This window comes from Pararoseomonas sp. SCSIO 73927, assembly GCF_037040815.1.
Taxonomy (GTDB): Bacteria; Pseudomonadota; Alphaproteobacteria; order Acetobacterales; family Acetobacteraceae; genus Roseomonas.
Genome location: NZ_CP146232.1, coordinates 228,689 through 243,786 on the forward strand (window position 1 = coordinate 228,689; position 15,098 = coordinate 243,786).

The window sequence follows — 15,098 nt, forward strand, 5'->3', positions numbered from 1 at the left end:
GCCGCCTCAGTCCCCGAAGACCTCCGCCCAGGCCCCGATCAGGGCGGAATCCGCTTCCTCCATCGTGGCGGGGATGCCCAGCGCGTGCAGGCTGGTCACGCCGTGCTCGCTGATGCCGCAGGGCACGATGCCGCCGAAGTGGGAGAGGTCCGGCTCCACGTTCAGGGCGATGCCGTGCCAGGAGACCCAGCGGGAGACGCGGACGCCGATGGCGCCGATCTTCGCCTCGCGGCCGGTGACGCGGTCCGCGACCCAGATGCCGACCCGGCCCTCCCGCCGCTCGCCCCGGATGTTGAAGCGGTCCAGCGCGCCGATCATCCACTCCTCCAGCCCGTGAACGTAGGCGCGCACGTCGCGGGCCGGGACGGTGCCGTGGGGGCGGGTGAGGTCGAGCATGACGTAGGCGGTGCGCTGTCCCGGGCCGTGATAGGTCCACTGGCCGCCGCGCCCGGCCTCATAGGTGGGGAAGCGGGTGTCCAGCAGGCCCTCGGCCCGGGCGGAGGTGCCGGCGGTGTAGCTCGGCGGGTGCTCGACCAGCCACACGGCCTCCCCCGCCGTTCCGGCCCGGATTCCCGCCACGCGGGCCTCCATCGCGGCCAGGGCGTCCGGCACGGGGATGCGATCCTCGGAAATCAGCCATTCCGGGGCCGGAACCCCGGTTGATGCCGCCGCTCTCATCGGTTATACGCCGCCCCCTGCCTGCGGTCATGGCGGAATGGTAGACGCGCCAGCTTGAGGTGCTGGTGGGGGAAACCCCGTGGAAGTTCGAATCTTCTTGACCGCACCATCTTCTCAATCAGTCTGCGCTGCGTTCGGCGGTTGCCGCTCCGGCGCCGCCGCGCTGCATGTAGCGTGGCGCCCGGCCCGAACCTAGGGCCACCCATTTCACCTCTGTCTACCGCTTCCCGGGGAGACGGCCCTGCCGCCCCGTGCTACGCGCCCGATATCAGGATGGGGGGCGCAGATGCGGTTTGGCTGGGCGGTGGCCGTGGGGCTGACGGCATTGTCGGGCTGTGCGGCCCCGACCTCCTCCAAGCCGGAACCGACAGAAGCCCCTCCCCGCGCGGCCGGCATGCCCGCCGACCCGGCGCGAACGGCAGCGCGCGACAGGATCTCGGCCGCGATCGGCCGCAAGGACTTCCGCGAGGGCATCCGCCTCATCGACGATTGGATGCAGGGCCATCCCACCGATATCAGCTTCCGCTACCTGGAGCCCTTCCTCTATCGCCTCGCGGGGGACGGGGCAGGGTGGGAGCGGTCGCGGGCGGACATCCAGGCGAGCTGGCAGCGGCTGCGCGGCAGAGTGCCGCCGCCCAGCCCGCCCGCCTTTGTCATCGATGCTTTCCCACTCGGGCAGAACCTGGTCACGATCCACCAGTGCTACGAATCCGCCGGCCGCTTCGGCGTGGTCTACGAGTTCCTGATCGCGGGCCGGGACAACCGCATCACGTCCTTCTTCGCTGTTGAGCACAACGCCGTCACGAACCAGATCCAGCGGGAGATGGGGCAGCCGGGCGAAATCTACACGGTCGACTACTTCCAGCCAGGCCGGCACGCTACAGTCGCGATGTTCGATCGCATGCCGAGCTACGAGGAGGCCCGGCAGCGCGTGCAGGCGTTCCTCGCCGACCCGAAGCCGCTCAGCGCCTCCACCAACGGCCAGCCCGGCCTCATGGCGGTCCGGTGTGAGGTGGCGCCCGTCGGCGCCCGGGGCTGATCCTCCGCGGCGGGGATCGGGCGGCGCCGCCCGGCCCGCGGGTGCCTAAATCTTCTCCCGCACCACCACGCCCGTGCCGTTGCAGGCGATGCAGGGCTTGCCCATCAGCTCGCCGGCGCCCTGGCATTCCTGGCAGGGCACCTCGTCCGTGCCCGGGGTGCCGATGGGCGCCACGTCCCCCGGGCGCGGGGTGGGCTTATCGCCGTTCGATGCGTCCACCATGGGCTTCGCCCCTCCTCTGCGGTGAGCCGGCCTTAAAGGCCAGCTATGCGGCGAACGCCGCGCGGCCGGGGCGGTTCCCGTCTGGCGCCGGGCCGGGCACGGGGCCATAAACGCCCGATGGACGAGGATTTCCGCAAAGCCGCGCTCGACTATCACCGCCTCCCGCGCCCCGGGAAGCTGGCGATCGAGCCCACCAAGCGCATGGCGACGCAGCGCGACCTGGGCCTGGCCTATTCGCCGGGCGTGGCGGCGGCCTGCATGGAGATCGCGGCGGATCCGGCCAAGGCCTACGACTACACCACCCGCGGCAACATGGTGGCGGTGATCACCAACGGCACGGCGGTGCTGGGGCTCGGGGCGATTGGCGCGCTGGCCTCCAAGCCGGTGATGGAGGGCAAGGCGGTCCTCTTCAAGAAGTTCGCCAACATCGATTCCATCGACATCGAGGTGGAGGAGCGCGACCCGGAGAAGTTCGTGGAGGCGGTGGCCGTCCTCGAGCCCTCCTTCGGGGCCATCAACCTCGAGGACATCAAGGCGCCGGAGTGCTTCGAGATCGAGCGCTCCCTCCGGGCGCGGATGTCCATTCCCGTCTTCCACGACGACCAGCACGGCACGGCCATCATCGTGGCAGCGGCGGTGCGGAACGGGCTGCTGCTGCAGGAGAAGCCGATCGAGGCGGCGAAGATCGTCACCTCGGGCGCGGGCGCCGCGGCCCTGGCCTGCCTCGACCTGCTGGTGGCGATGGGCGCGAAGCGCGAGAACATCACGGTCTGCGACATCGAGGGCGTGGTCTACGAGGGGCGGGAGGTCCTGATGGACCCCTACAAGTCCCGCTACGCCCGCGCGACGGAGGCGCGGACGCTGGCCGATGCCCTGCCGGGCGCGGACGTGTTCCTTGGGCTGTCGGCGCCCCGCGTGCTGAAGGCGGAGTGGCTGCCCTCCATGGCGCCGAGCCCGCTGATCCTGGCCCTGGCGAATCCGGAGCCGGAGATCCTGCCGGAGGCGGTGCGGGCGGCGCGGCCGGACGCGATCGTGGCCACGGGGCGCAGCGACTACCCGAACCAGGTCAACAACGTCCTGTGTTTCCCCTTCATCTTCCGCGGCGCGCTGGATGCCGGGGCCACCACGATCAACGAGGCGATGAAGGTCGCCTGCGTGGAGGCCATCGCGCGGCTGGCCCGCGCCGAGGCGAGCGAGGTGGTGGTGGCCGCCTATGGCGGGCAGGCGCCGATCTTCGGGCCGGACTACATCATCCCCAAGCCCTTCGACCCCCGGCTGATTCTGGAGATCGCGCCGGCCGTGGCGCGGGCGGCGATGGAATCCGGCGTGGCCACCCGGCCGATCGCGGATTTCGACGCCTACCGGGACGGGCTGGAGCGCTTCGTGTTCCGCTCCGGCGACCTGATGCGCCCGGTGTTTGCCGCGGCGCGCGGCGCCGGCCGGCGCATCGTCTACGGCGAGGGCGAGGACGAGCGGACGCTGCGCGCCGTGCAGACGGTGCTGGACGAGGGCATCGCCGACCCCGTGCTGATCGGCCGGCGCGAGGTGATCGCCGAGAAGGTGCGCTCCATGGGCCTGCGGATGGACCTGGAGGACAGCGTGCGGGTCATCGACCCCGGCGCGGACGCGGAGACGCTGGCGCCGCTGCTGGAGACCTACCAGGGCAAGGTCGGCCGGCGCGGCATCCCGCCCGACGCTGCCGCCCGCGCGCTGCGCACCCGGCCCACCGTTGCCGCCACCATGCTGCTGGAGACGGGGCAGGTGGACGCCGCGATCGTGGGCGGGCTGGGCGACTGGATGGCGCACTGGCACCAGGCCTTCGACATCGTGGGCAAGCGCCCCGATGCCGGCCGGGTCTATGCCATGACGGGGGTGATCCTGCCCGCGGGCACGCTGTTCTTCGTGGACACGCACCTGCTGGTGGACCCGGATGCGGGCCAGATCGCGGAGATGACCCTCCTCGCCTCCGAGGCGGTGCGGGCCTTCGGCGTGACGCCGCGCGTCGCGCTGCTCTCCCACTCCTCCTTCGGGGCGTCGGACGCGCCTTCCGCCCGCAAGATGCGGCAGGCCCTGCGGCTGATCCGGGAGCGCGACCCGTCCCTGGAAGTGGATGGCGAGATGCACGCGGACGCGGCGCTGGAGCCGGCCATCCGGTCCCGCGCCGTGGCGGATGGCCGCCTGACCGGCTCGGCCAACCTGCTGGTCTTCCCGAACCTGGATGCCGCCAACATCGCCTACAACCTGCTGAAGGCGGCGGCGGACGGGCTGCAGGTGGGGCCGATCCTACTGGGGATGAACAGGCCGGTGCACGTGATGGTGCCGAGCACCACCGCGCGCGGCATCGTCAACCTCTCCGCGATCGCGGCGGCCCAGACGGGTTGAGAGCGGTGGCCTGAGAGGGGCGGCCCGAAAGGCCGCCCTTCCTGGGGATCAGGGCCTGGGCGGCGCTGGGATGACGATGGACGACGGGGGCGTCGCCATCGCGGGCCTCGGCGGGGTGGCGGTGACGGTGAGGCCGAAGTCGCGGACCAGCTGGTCCGGCGGCAGGCCGGCCGCCCCCATCATCTCCATCATCGGCACAGGCTTGGCCGGGCGCAGGGCGATCTCGATGCTGCCGAGGTCCCGCGCAAAGGCTGCCAGGGCCTCCCGCATCCGGCGGATCTCCGGCGCCTCCTTCGGCCCGCTGCCCGGCACGGGGGTGCGGAGCGCCATGGTGGCGTAGCGCTCCCGCAGCTGGCGCTCCGGCACCCTCTCCTGCGCGGCCTGCTGCGCCAGCACGGCGCGGAGCAGCCCGTCCTCCGTGTAGCGGACGGAGAAGGCGGCGATGGACCAGTTGCCGACGAGGGCGAAGGGGTCGTCCGTGGCCGGGGCGGGCGCTCCCTCCTTCGGCACCTCCACGCCACGGACATCCATGGTGAAGCCAAGGCTGCCCATGCCCATGGCCTGGATGGCGAAGGGGTCGGCGGTCATCCGCCCCTCCGGCGTCAGCCTCGCGGCCATGCCGATGCGGGCCAGAACCTCCTTGAAGCCCAGCCCGGCCAGCCAGGCGCCGCCGAACTCGTCGGGCAGGTTGAAGCCGATCCCCTCGACGGTCGCCGAGCTGACCTGCGTGGCCGGGGCGGCGGGGTCCCAGCCGCTGGTGACGCGCATCTCGCCCACCCGGACCAGCGGCGCGCCGCGGGAGGAGATGACGAGGCCCTGCATCTCGCCGGACTGCTCCTGGCCCTGCACGGGCTGGGGCGGGTTCACGTCGGTGGCGAAGGCGCGGGCCATGTCGCGCAGCGGCACGCCGGACGCGCGCAGCCGGCCGAGATCGGCGGCGAAGGGACCGGTATCGGCGCTGGAGCCCTCCACGCGCAGGCCCTCGGCGACCAGGTTCGTGTTGCGCCCCTCGCCCCAGGCCTCCGCCTGGACCCGGCCGAGGCGGATGGCGACGTCGTCCTTCTCCACCCGCAGTTCCACGCCTTCCAGCAGGGCGGCGTCGGCGGCCAGGGCCCAGGGGTCCACCTCCGCGCCGATGCGCGGCACGGTGGCGCCGGCAAGGCGGGCGCGGCCGAGCGCCATGCGCGTCTCGCCCTTGCTGCGGTCCAGGAAGCTCAGCCCTTCCAGCACGGCCTCGCCGAGGCGGCCGGGGGCGTAGCCGGTGACGGAGGCGCGGCCGAGCGAGGCCTCGCCCCGGCCGGGAGCGTCCACGCGAAGCCCTTCGGCGGTGCCGGATTCGATGGCGGCGGCGGACCAGTCCACCGGGGTCCCGGCGGCGCCCGGCGGCAGGACGAGGCCGGCGAGGCTGACGCGGCCGAGGGTGGCCACCATCGGGCCGGGGGCGTCGCCGCGCTTCGCCTCCTCCAGCCGCACGCCGCTGGCGGTGGCGTTCGCGACACGGTCGTTGGCCAGCCCGGCGAGGGTGACCTCCTCCATCGTCAGGCGGTTGGGGCCCTGGCGGAGGGAGACGCCGGCGAGGCGGGCGGCGCCTGTGACAGGGTCCACGCGGCGCTCCCGCCACTCCAGCGTGGCACCGGGGCCGAGCGCGGTGCGGAGGCGCTCGATCGCGGCGTCGAGCTGGCGCTCCGCCTCCGCCTGGGCGAGGGCGCCGAGGGCGACGGGGAGGGCGAAGCAGCCCGCGAGGAGCAGTCGGCGATACATGCGGCGTCTCCTTTGTTCCCGGTCAGGCTAGGGGCGGCAGGGGAGGCTTGCCAATCAAGCCCGCGCCAGCCGTTCCGCCGGGCGGGGGGACGCACCATCTCCTCCGGAATGGCCCAGCCGCCGGTTCCCGCCCCCGCCCCCTCCTCCGTCGTGGACGCCTTCCTGCGGAAGGCCGCCCTGGTGCCCGCGCTGCGGGCCGCGGCCCTTCCGCCCCGCCTGCTCTTCGCGGTGGACGCGACCGCCAGCCGCCAGCCCACCTGGGACCGCGCCTGCCACCTGCAGGCCGGGATGTTCGCGGCGGCCGGGCGGCTCTCCGTCAGCCTCGCCTACTACCGGGGGCACGGGGAGTTCCGCGCCACGCCCTTCCTGGCCGATGCGCGGGCCCTGGCGGGGGCGATGACGGGGGTGGATTGCCGGGGCGGCCACACGCAGATCCTGCGCCTGCTGCGCCACGCCGAATCGGAGGCGGCGCGGGAGAGGCTGCACGCCCTGGTCTTCGTCGGCGACGCGGTGGAGGAGGAGGCGGGCCCCATCCTGGCCGCCGCGGCGCGGCTGGGGGCGCGGGGCGTGCCGGGCTTCGTCTTCCAGGAGGGTGACGATCCCGGTGCCACGCCGGTTCTGCGCGGGATCGCGCGGGCCAGCGGCGGGGCCTGGGCGCCCTTCGATCACCGCAGCGGCGACGCGCTGGCGGCCCTGCTGCGCGGCGCCGCCGCCTTCGCGGCGGGCGGGCGGGAGGCGCTGGCGAGGCTTCCGGAAGCCGCGGCCCTGCTGGCGCAGCTTCCGGCGCCGGGGGCGGGGCAGTGATCGCGCTCGCGGCCGGGGCGGCGCTGCTGGCGCTCGTGCTGGGCGGGCTGGCCGCCTTCGCCCGGGCCAGCGTGGCGCAGGTGAAGCTGGGGGCCGCGATGCTGGCCGCCGGGTTCGGGATCGTCCTCGCCGCCGTGCTGCTGTTGTCCGGCCGGGTGGGGCAGGTGTTCTGGGTCGCGACGCTTTTCGTGCCCGTCCTCTGGCGCTGGTGGCGGGCACGGCGGCCCCCCTCCCCGCTCGGCGGCGCGCCGGTGGACGAGGTGGAGACGGCGATGCTGGCCATGCGGCTCGATCCCGCGTCCGGCACCCTGTCCGGGCGGGTTCGGCGCGGGCGGCAGGCCGGGCGGGACCTGGCGGACCTCTCCGTGGAGGCGCTGCGGGACCTGCTGGCCGAGGCGGCGGCGGACGACCCGGAGAGCGTGCCGCTGATCGAGGCCTGGGCGGACCGCGCGCACCCCGGCTGGCGCGCGGGCGGGGATGGGACCGGCGCGGCGCCCGTCTCAGACCGGGCGGAGGCGCTGGCGGTGCTCGGCGTGTCGGAGGGGGCGACGGCGGACGAGATCCGGGCCGCCCATGCCCGGCTGATGCGGATCGCCCACCCCGATGCCGGCGGCTCGGACTGGCTGGCGGCCCGCCTCAACGCGGCACGGGACATTCTCCTCGGCTGAGACGACGCCTGCAACCTCCGGGCGCATTCCCAAGTGCCCCGAGGCGTGGCAAACCTCCCCCGCAACACAGGTCGGGAATCGACAACGTGCCGAAGCCCCTCAAGAAGGCCGTCCTTCCGGTCGCCGGTCTGGGCACCCGCTTCCTGCCCGCCACCAAGGCGCTGGCGAAGGAAATGCTGCCCGTCGTGGACAAGCCCCTCATCCAGTACGCGGTGGAGGAGGCGCGGGACGCCGGGATCGAGCAGTTCTGCTTCATCACCGGCCGCGGCAAGACCGCGATCGTCGAGCACTTCGACGTGGCCTACGAGCTGGAGCGCACCCTGAAGGAGCGCGCCAAGGACCAGATCCTGGCCGAGCTGCGCGCCAGCGCTGTGGAGCCGGGCTCCATCACCACCGTGCGCCAGCAGGTGCCGATGGGCCTGGGCCACGCGATCTGGTGCGCCCGCACCTTCATCGGGGACGACCCCTTCGCCATCCTGCTGCCGGACGACCTGATGCAGTGCGAGGTCTCCTGCACGAAGCAGCTGGCCGATGCCTATCAGGAGACGGGCGGCAACGTGGTGGCCATCGAGGAAGTCCCGATGGAGCGCGTGAACAAGTACGGCGTCCTCGACGTGCAGGAGGACAAGGGCCGGCTGGTGTCCGTGAAGGGGCTGGTCGAGAAGCCGAAGGTGGAGGAGGCGCCCTCCAACCTTACCATCATCGGCCGTTACGTCCTGATGCCGGAGGTGGTGCACTACCTCTCCGCCATGGAGAAGGGCGCGGGCGGCGAGGTGCAGCTGACGGACGGCATGGCGAAGCTGATCGGCCGGCAGCCCTTCCACGGGCTGCGCTACGAGGGCCGGCGCTTCGACTGCGGCGACAAGGCCGGCTACCTGGAGGCGCAGATCGCCTTCGCGCTGAAGCGGCAGGACCTGGCGGGCGCGGTGCGCGAGTTCCTGCCGAAGTACCTGGGCTAGGGCCAGGATCGGGGCCGGGGCGGCCACTGGCCGTGCCCTCCCTGGAGTTCTCGGGGCGCGGCCGCGGCAGCGGGCGCGCCCTTGCTGTTGACGCCCCATCTGTCGAGGATCGGGCTGTTGATGATCGGGAATAAACGTTGTGCTTTCCCGTCCTGGTGCCTCACGGCCGCCATGAAGGACGACACTACTCCCGACCTGCGTAACGCCTGGTGCCCCGCCGCATGCCGCGGCCGCGGGTTCCCTCACCAGTCCACCGGACTCCTCTGAGACACGAGACGCCATGCCAAGCTTCAGCCACCGCTTCGACGCGACGAGCCTGCGGGAGTACGACATCCGCGGCGTGGTCGGGAAAACCCTCTCCGGGGAGGACGCCTTCGCCATCGGCCGGGTCTTCGGCTCCATCGTCTCCCGGAAGGGGGGCGCGAAGGTGGCGGTGGGGTATGATGGCCGCCTCTCCTCCCCGATGCTGGAGGAGCGGCTGGTAGCCGGGCTGATGGCTTCCGGCATGGAGGTGATCCGCATCGGCTGCGCGCCGACGCCGATGCTCTACTTCGCCGCCTACCACTTCGGCACCGACGGCGCCGTGATGGTGACGGGCAGCCACAACCCGCCGGACTACAACGGCTTCAAGTCCATGATCGGCAAGAAGCCCTTCTTCGGCGCGGACATCCAGAACCTCGGCAAGATGGCGGCCGCGGGCGACGTGGTGGAGGAGGCGCAGGGCTCCTCCCGCCAGGAGGACATCGCGGAGCAGTACGTGGCGCGGCTGATGCAGGACTACGACGGCGGCGAGCGGAAGCTGAAGGTGGTGTGGGACCCCGGCAACGGATCGGGCGCCGAGATCACCAAGATGCTGGCGGCCCGCCTGCCGGGCGAGCACGTCGTCATCAACGGGGAGATCGACGGCAATTTCCCGGCGCACCACCCCGACCCGACAGTGGCGAAGAACCTGGAGCAGATCATCGCGGAGGTCGCGCGCCAGGGGGCCGATCTCGGCATCGCCTTCGACGGTGACGCGGACCGCATCGGCGTGGTGGACGACAAGGGCAACATCTTCTTCGGCGACCAGCTGATGGTGGTGCTGGCGCGGGACGTACTGAAGAACAAGCCGGGCGCCACGATCATCGCGGACGTGAAGGCCAGCCAGGTGCTGTTCGACGAGATCGCGGTGGCCGGCGGCACGCCGATGATGTGGAAGACCGGCCACTCCCTCATCAAGTCCAAGATGGCGGAGACCGGGGCGCCGCTGGCGGGCGAGATGTCCGGCCACATCTTCTTCGCGGACAAGTGGTACGGCTTCGACGACGCGCCCTACTCCGCCGTGCGGCTGCTCGGGATCGTGGCGCGGATGAGCGAGCGGCTCTCCGCCGTGCGGGACGCCATGCCGAAGGTAATCAACACGCCGGAGCTGCGCTTCGACTGCGCCGAGGACCGCAAGTTCAAGGTGGTGGCCGAGGTCAAGGACCGACTGGCCGCCGAGGGCGCGCGCGTGCAGGACGTGGACGGCGTGCGCGTGCTGACGGAGGACGGCTGGTGGCTGCTCCGCGCCTCCAACACCCAAGCCGTGCTCGTGGCCCGCGCCGAGGCGAAGACCGAGGAAGGGCTGGAGCGGCTGAAGGCCGGGATCGCGCGGCAGCTCGAGGCGAGCGGGCTGGCGGCGCCGGACTTCTCCGGGGAGAATGCCGGCCACTGAGGCCGGTCCTTCTCTGAGGCACCCTGCCGGGCCGGCGCGTTCTCGCGCGCCGGTCCGGCGAGCCCCGTCCGTCGGGCCATTCTCCCGCTGCGGGGCTTGCGCCAGGATGGCGCCATGCGACGCCGCCCCTTTCTCCTGCTTCTCGCCGCCGGCCCGGCCCTCGCACAGGCGCCGCGCTTTCTCGGGACGGAGGAGGCCGTCGCGCTGCTCCGTGCGGGCGGCGTGAACGTCTACATGCGCCACGCGATCACGGATCGCGGACAGGTGGATTCGGGCCGCCTGGGTGATCGTGCCGGGCAGCGCAACCTCAGCCCGGCCGGCGAGGCGCAGGCGCGGGATCTCGGCGCCGCTTTGCGTAGCCTCGGAATTTCCATGGCGGAGGTGCTGACGAGCGAGGTGTTCCGGGCGCAGGACACGGCGCGGCTCGCCTTCGGCTCGGCGCGCCTCCATCCCGCCCTCATCGCCGACGACTACACGGCGCGCGGCGCGCACCAGGACGCGGCGGAGGTCTCCGCGATGCTGGCCGGCCCGGTGGATGGCGGGAACCGCGTGATGGTCGGGCACATCGTGCCGCTCGGGCTCATCCTCGGCCGTTCCCTAGCCCAGGCCGAGTTCCCGGAGGGGAGCCTCGCCCTGTTCCGGCCGGCGGAGGGCCGCTGGCACCTGGCCGGTGTCGTCCCGGCCGAGGCGCTGATCCTGGCGGCCCGCTCAGGGGTCCCCTGACGGCCGGGCGCGGCGCCGGTAGGATCGGCGCGATCACGGAGCGACCCCATGCTGCAACCGCCCCCCGCCGAACCCGGCATGCGCGAGGAGGAGGTGGACACCCCCGCCCTCCTGCTCGACCTCGACGCCTTCGAGGCGAACCTGGACGCCATGGCGGCGCGGCTGGCCGGGACCGGCGCAAAGCTGCGGGCCCATGCCAAAACCCATAAATCCCCGGTGGTGGCGCTGCAGCAGATCCGGCGCGGCGCGGTGGGGCAGTGCGTGCAGAAGGTGGCGGAGGCGGAGGCCCTGGCCTGGGGCGGGGTGCCGGACATCCTCGTCTCCAACCAGGTGGTGGACCCGCGCAAGCTGCGGCGGCTGGCCGCGCTCTCCGGCATCGCGAAGGTCGCGGTCTGCGCGGATGATGCGGGGGCGATCGACACCATCGCGGACGTGGCGCGGGATGCCGGGCGGCGGATGGAGGTGCTGGTCGAGATCGACGTGGGCGCCGGGCGCTGCGGCGTCTCGCCCGGGCCGGAGGCAGTGGCGCTGGCGGAGCGGATCGCGGCCTCCCCCCACCTGATCTTCGGCGGGCTGCAGGCCTATCACGGGAACGCGCAGCACAAGCGGAGCATCGAGGAGCGGCGGGCCGCCATCGCGGGCGCGGCGGAGGGGGTGCGGCGCACGGTGGAGCAGCTGACCCAGCGCGGCCTGCCCTGCCCGATCATCGGCGGCGCCGGGACCGGCACCTACGAGCTGGAGCTGGAGGCGGGGCTGTGGACGGAGATCCAGGCCGGGTCCTACGCCTTCATGGACGCGGACTACGCCGCCAACGGCAACCCGCCGGCCTTCCGGCAGAGCCTTTTCGTGCTGGCGCAGGTGATGTCGGCGCCGCGGGACGGGGTGGCGGTGCTGGATGCCGGGCACAAGGCGGTGGCGGTGGATTCCGGCCTGCCCTTGGTCTGGGAGAGGCCGGGGGTGCGCTACGTCGGCGCCTCGGACGAGCACGGCGCGCTGGCGGTGGAGGGCGGCGAGCGGCCGCGGATCGGGGAGAGGATGCGGCTGGTGCCCGGCCACTGCGACCCGACGGTGGACCGCTACGACTGGTACGTGGGCGTGCGGCGCGGGCGGGTGGAGTGCCTGTGGCCGGTCCTCGCGCGCGGCGGGATGGCCTGAAACGAGGAAGGGGCCGGCACGGCGGCCGGCCCCTTCAGGGTTGAGACGGTACCCGATTCAGCGCCGGGCCTGGCGGGTCTCCTTCGCCGCCGGGCGGGCCGGGGCGGCAGCGCGGGCCGGCGCAACGGCAGGGCGGCGCGCGGTGGTGGAGACCCGGAGGACCCGGCCGCCATCGCCCTGCTCCAGCACGCGGCGGGTGCTGGCGGCCGTGGCGCGCGTGCCCGGCCGCGCGGTGGCGACGGCAGCGGCGCGGCGGCCGCGGGCGGCGGCCGGCTCCGCCACCGGGCGGGCGACGCGGAGCGAGACTTGGCGGATGGCGGAGGGGCGCGCGACGGGCGCGGCGGCGACGGTGGCGGCCTGGGCGCGGCCGAGCACGGAGGGCGCGCGGGCCATCACGGCGGCTTCCGGCATCCGGGGCGCGGTGGGCTGCACGCCGAGGCGGGAGAAGCCGTCATCCAGCAGCATGGCCGCGTGGCGGTCGCGCTCGATCCAGGAGTTGCCGCCGAAGACGGCGACGAAGACGCGCTGGCCGCCGCGCTGGGCGGAGACGACGTTGTTGAAGCCGGAGGCGTTGATGTAGCCGGTCTTCACCCCGTCCACGCCCTCGTACTCGCCGAGCATGCGGTTGTGGCTGCGGAAGGCGTAGTTGCCGACGCGGATGTTGGAGTTGCCGAAGTAGTGCCAGCGCTCCGGGAAATCGAGGAAGAGGCGGCGGCCAAGGGTGGCCATGTCCCGCGCCGTGGTGGTCTGGTCCCAGTCCGGAAGGCCGGAGGCGTTGCGGAAGGTGGTGTTGGTCATGCCGAGCTGACGCGCCTTCATCGTCATCATCTGGGCGAAGGCCGTCTCCGTGCCGCCCAGCGCCTCGCCGACGGCGGTGGCGACGTCGTTGGCGGACTTCATGGTCAGCGCGTAGATCGCGACCTCCACCGGGATGGTCATGCCCGGGGGCACGCCGAGCTTGGAGGGCTGGCGGCTGTTCGCCTCCTCGCTGATGTAGATGCGGCTGTTCATGGTGATGCGGCCCTCGCGCATCGCCTCGAACAGCATGTAGAGGGTCATCATCTTCGTCAGCGATGCGGGGTAGCGCGGCTCGTCGATGCTCGCACCGCCGAGGGCCCCGCCGGTGCGCCCGTCCATGATGAAGGAGGCGTAGCGGTCGCTGCCGATCTGGGCGGAGGCCGGGGTGGCGACGGCGCCGGCGGCGAGGAGGGCGGGGATCAGGGCGGCCAGCCAGCGCGCCCGGCGCGGCCGTGCTCCGGCCCGGCCGCTGGTGTTCCGGCCGTCGCCATCCTGAAGACCGCGCGCGGCCACCGAACCCTGTGCCATGAAGGCTCCCCCTGTGTGCTGGCGCGGCCCCCGCCTGCGCCATTCCGGCCGACCCCCCAGCCGAACCGGCCGCGACGATACGGGCGCGCCCCGGCCGCTGTCCACCGCAAGTTGCAGGATTTGCGTTTAGAAATCGGAAATTGCAGCATTTTTTAATCGCGGAAAAGTTGCGGCCGGGCGCAGGAAATTCGATTGTGCGCTGCAAAAAACTGTGGACGCCGCATCGTTGCGCTGTCTAAAAGGCTCGTGTTGCAGCGCAGCAAAGACGTGGCGACAATCACGGCCTGCCGCAACAGGTTCCAAGGAGACAGTAGCATGGCCAACGAGGCCCCGAAGGTTGCCCGCCTAGCGGCGGAGACCGTGAGCACCACCACCCAGGCCCTGCCGGAGGCGACCGCGTCCGCCGCCCGTACCATGGGCCTCAACACGGCCGTGACCGGCACGGCCGGCATGCAGAGCGCCATGGAGCAGGCCAGCAAGGCCGCGCAGGACTTCGCGGACTTCTCCCGCGGGAATGCCGAGACCCTGGCCCAGGTGGCGCAGACCTGGATGACCGGCACGCAGGACATCAGCCGGCAGGCCTTCTCCTTCGCGCAGGCCCTGACGGAGCACGCGCTGGAGGGCGCCCGCGCCCTCTCCGGCGTGAAGAGCCTGAAGGAGGCCGCCGACATCCAGACCACCTACGCCCGCGGCGCCGTGGACAAGGTGATGTCCGAGACCGCAAAGATGCAGGAGGCCTCCTTCCGCCTCGCCGAGCAGGTCTCCGGCCCGATGTCCCAGCGCGTCTCCCTCGCCATGGAGCGCATGGGCAAGCCGCTCGCGGCCTGATCGCCAGCGAGTCCGGCGGGGCGCATCCCGCCGGACCGGTTGCCATGAAGCCCCGTCCGCCGGCCCCAAGGGCCTGGCGGCCGGGGCTTTTTGCATTGCAGGGCTGCCACGGCGCGGCCCTGGCGCCCGGGGCGCGGCGCCCCCATATCGGGGGTGTGCCGGGAGGCTTCACCTCGCGCGGCGCGATCCATATCCTCATCCGGAATTTAGGTGCGGGGGAGACGGTGGCCTCTTGGCAAGCCGGCAATCCGTGAGAGCATGGCGGGGCGATGACAGAGGGGGCGATGACAGAGCAGGACACGCGCCCGAGCTGCGGCCCGGGCAATAACCCGGAGGATCCCGGCAAGGGCGGCCCGGACCGGGGCAATACTCCTGCCCGGCCGAACACCCCTCCGGGCGATGGTGGGGCCGGGGATGGCGGGCCGGCGACGGGGGTGGTGGTCAAGGCGCGCCCCCGGACGCGCAAGCCGACCATGTACAAGGTCCTGATGCTGAACGACGACTACACGCCGATGGAGTTCGTCGTGCACGTGCTGGAGCGCTTCTTCCAGAAGAGCCGGGAGCAGGCGACGCAGATCATGCTGCACGTCCACCGGCGCGGCGTCGGGGTTTGCGGCGTCTTCACCTATGAGGTGGCCGAGACGAAGGTGACGCAGGTGATGGACCTGGCGCGGCAAAACCAGCACCCTCTCCAGTGCACCATCGAGAAGGACTGAGTCGGGGGCGCGGAAGAACGATCCTCCGGTGAAACATGGCGTAACCGACCCCTCCCCTCCGCGTTCGGGGAAAGGGTCACAATATGACTGAGAGACTGAAAGTTGCGGCCGCCCCAAGCTTCGCGTCCAGGGGGACGCCCTGCG

The 15,098-nt window shown here is 72.5% G+C and carries 14 protein-coding genes and 1 tRNA gene; 11 read left to right on the forward strand and 4 right to left on the reverse strand.

Going from position 1 to position 15,098, the window contains the following annotated elements:
* Positions 1-6 precede the first annotated feature (6 nt).
* Entirely contained in the window at positions 7-678 is a 672-nt protein-coding gene (gene lipB, locus VQH23_RS01255; protein WP_338663796.1) for a lipoyl(octanoyl) transferase LipB, read from the reverse strand.
* A 23-nt stretch (positions 679-701) separates the two neighbouring features.
* Here lipB and VQH23_RS01260 point away from each other — a divergent pair.
* Positions 702-787: transfer RNA gene (locus VQH23_RS01260), tRNA-Leu, on the forward strand.
* A gap of 177 nt (positions 788-964) precedes the next feature.
* On the forward strand, positions 965-1,717 hold the full coding sequence (locus VQH23_RS01265) for a hypothetical protein (RefSeq protein ID WP_338663797.1): 753 nt from the start codon (positions 965-967) through the stop codon (positions 1,715-1,717).
* Between the two features lie 45 nt (positions 1,718-1,762).
* Here VQH23_RS01265 and VQH23_RS01270 read toward each other — a convergent pair whose 3' ends face one another.
* Positions 1,763-1,939: a hypothetical protein gene (locus VQH23_RS01270; RefSeq protein WP_338663798.1), complete on the reverse strand. Its 177-nt coding sequence runs from the start codon at positions 1,937-1,939 to the stop codon at positions 1,763-1,765.
* Between the two features lie 117 nt (positions 1,940-2,056).
* Between VQH23_RS01270 and VQH23_RS01275 the strand changes: the two genes are divergently transcribed.
* Positions 2,057-4,321 carry an NADP-dependent malic enzyme gene (locus VQH23_RS01275; protein ID WP_338663799.1) on the forward strand — a complete coding sequence of 755 codons (2,265 nt, stop codon included), beginning with the start codon at positions 2,057-2,059 and terminating at the stop codon, positions 4,319-4,321.
* A 48-nt stretch (positions 4,322-4,369) separates the two neighbouring features.
* Here VQH23_RS01275 and VQH23_RS01280 read toward each other — a convergent pair whose 3' ends face one another.
* Positions 4,370-6,082 carry a hypothetical protein gene (locus tag VQH23_RS01280; protein ID WP_338663800.1) on the reverse strand — a complete coding sequence of 571 codons (1,713 nt, stop codon included), beginning with the start codon at positions 6,080-6,082 and terminating at the stop codon, positions 4,370-4,372.
* A 108-nt stretch (positions 6,083-6,190) separates the two neighbouring features.
* On the opposite strand from VQH23_RS01280, the gene VQH23_RS01285 reads away from it, so the two are divergent.
* The 6 genes from VQH23_RS01285 to VQH23_RS01310 all read left to right on the forward strand — a co-directional run bounded on the left by VQH23_RS01285 (position 6,191) and on the right by VQH23_RS01310 (position 12,084).
* Positions 6,191-6,886, forward strand: coding sequence for a VWA domain-containing protein (locus VQH23_RS01285; RefSeq protein WP_338663801.1), 696 nt, complete (start codon positions 6,191-6,193; stop codon positions 6,884-6,886).
* Positions 6,883-7,554 (forward strand): hypothetical protein, encoded by a 672-nt coding sequence (locus tag VQH23_RS01290; protein WP_338663802.1) that lies wholly within the window; start codon positions 6,883-6,885, stop codon positions 7,552-7,554. Before VQH23_RS01285 ends, VQH23_RS01290 begins: the two co-directional genes overlap by 4 nt.
* 86 nt (positions 7,555-7,640) lie before the next feature.
* On the forward strand, positions 7,641-8,513 hold the full coding sequence (gene galU, locus VQH23_RS01295; RefSeq protein ID WP_338663803.1) for a UTP--glucose-1-phosphate uridylyltransferase GalU: 873 nt from the start codon (positions 7,641-7,643) through the stop codon (positions 8,511-8,513).
* 280 nt (positions 8,514-8,793) lie between these two features.
* A complete protein-coding gene (gene pgmG, locus VQH23_RS01300; protein WP_338663804.1) occupies positions 8,794-10,206 on the forward strand; it encodes a phosphoglucomutase/phosphomannomutase PgmG in 1,413 nt (470 codons plus the stop codon).
* 114 nt (positions 10,207-10,320) lie between these two features.
* Positions 10,321-10,929 carry a histidine phosphatase family protein gene (locus tag VQH23_RS01305; protein ID WP_338663805.1) on the forward strand — a complete coding sequence of 203 codons (609 nt, stop codon included), beginning with the start codon at positions 10,321-10,323 and terminating at the stop codon, positions 10,927-10,929.
* Between the two features lie 48 nt (positions 10,930-10,977).
* Positions 10,978-12,084, forward strand: a complete 1,107-nt coding sequence (locus VQH23_RS01310) for a DSD1 family PLP-dependent enzyme (protein WP_338663806.1) — start codon at positions 10,978-10,980, stop codon at positions 12,082-12,084.
* Between the two features lie 57 nt (positions 12,085-12,141).
* On the opposite strand, the gene VQH23_RS01315 is transcribed toward VQH23_RS01310, so the two are convergent.
* Entirely contained in the window at positions 12,142-13,410 is a 1,269-nt protein-coding gene (locus tag VQH23_RS01315) for a D-alanyl-D-alanine carboxypeptidase family protein (protein ID WP_338663807.1), read from the reverse strand.
* Positions 13,411-13,725: 315 nt separating this feature from the next.
* Between VQH23_RS01315 and VQH23_RS01320 the strand changes: the two genes are divergently transcribed.
* Positions 13,726-14,238: a phasin family protein gene (locus tag VQH23_RS01320; protein ID WP_338663808.1), complete on the forward strand. Its 513-nt coding sequence runs from the start codon at positions 13,726-13,728 to the stop codon at positions 14,236-14,238.
* 284 nt (positions 14,239-14,522) lie between these two features.
* Positions 14,523-14,954, forward strand: a complete 432-nt coding sequence (gene clpS / locus VQH23_RS01325; RefSeq protein WP_338663809.1) for an ATP-dependent Clp protease adapter ClpS — start codon at positions 14,523-14,525, stop codon at positions 14,952-14,954.
* Positions 14,955-15,098 lie beyond the last annotated feature (144 nt).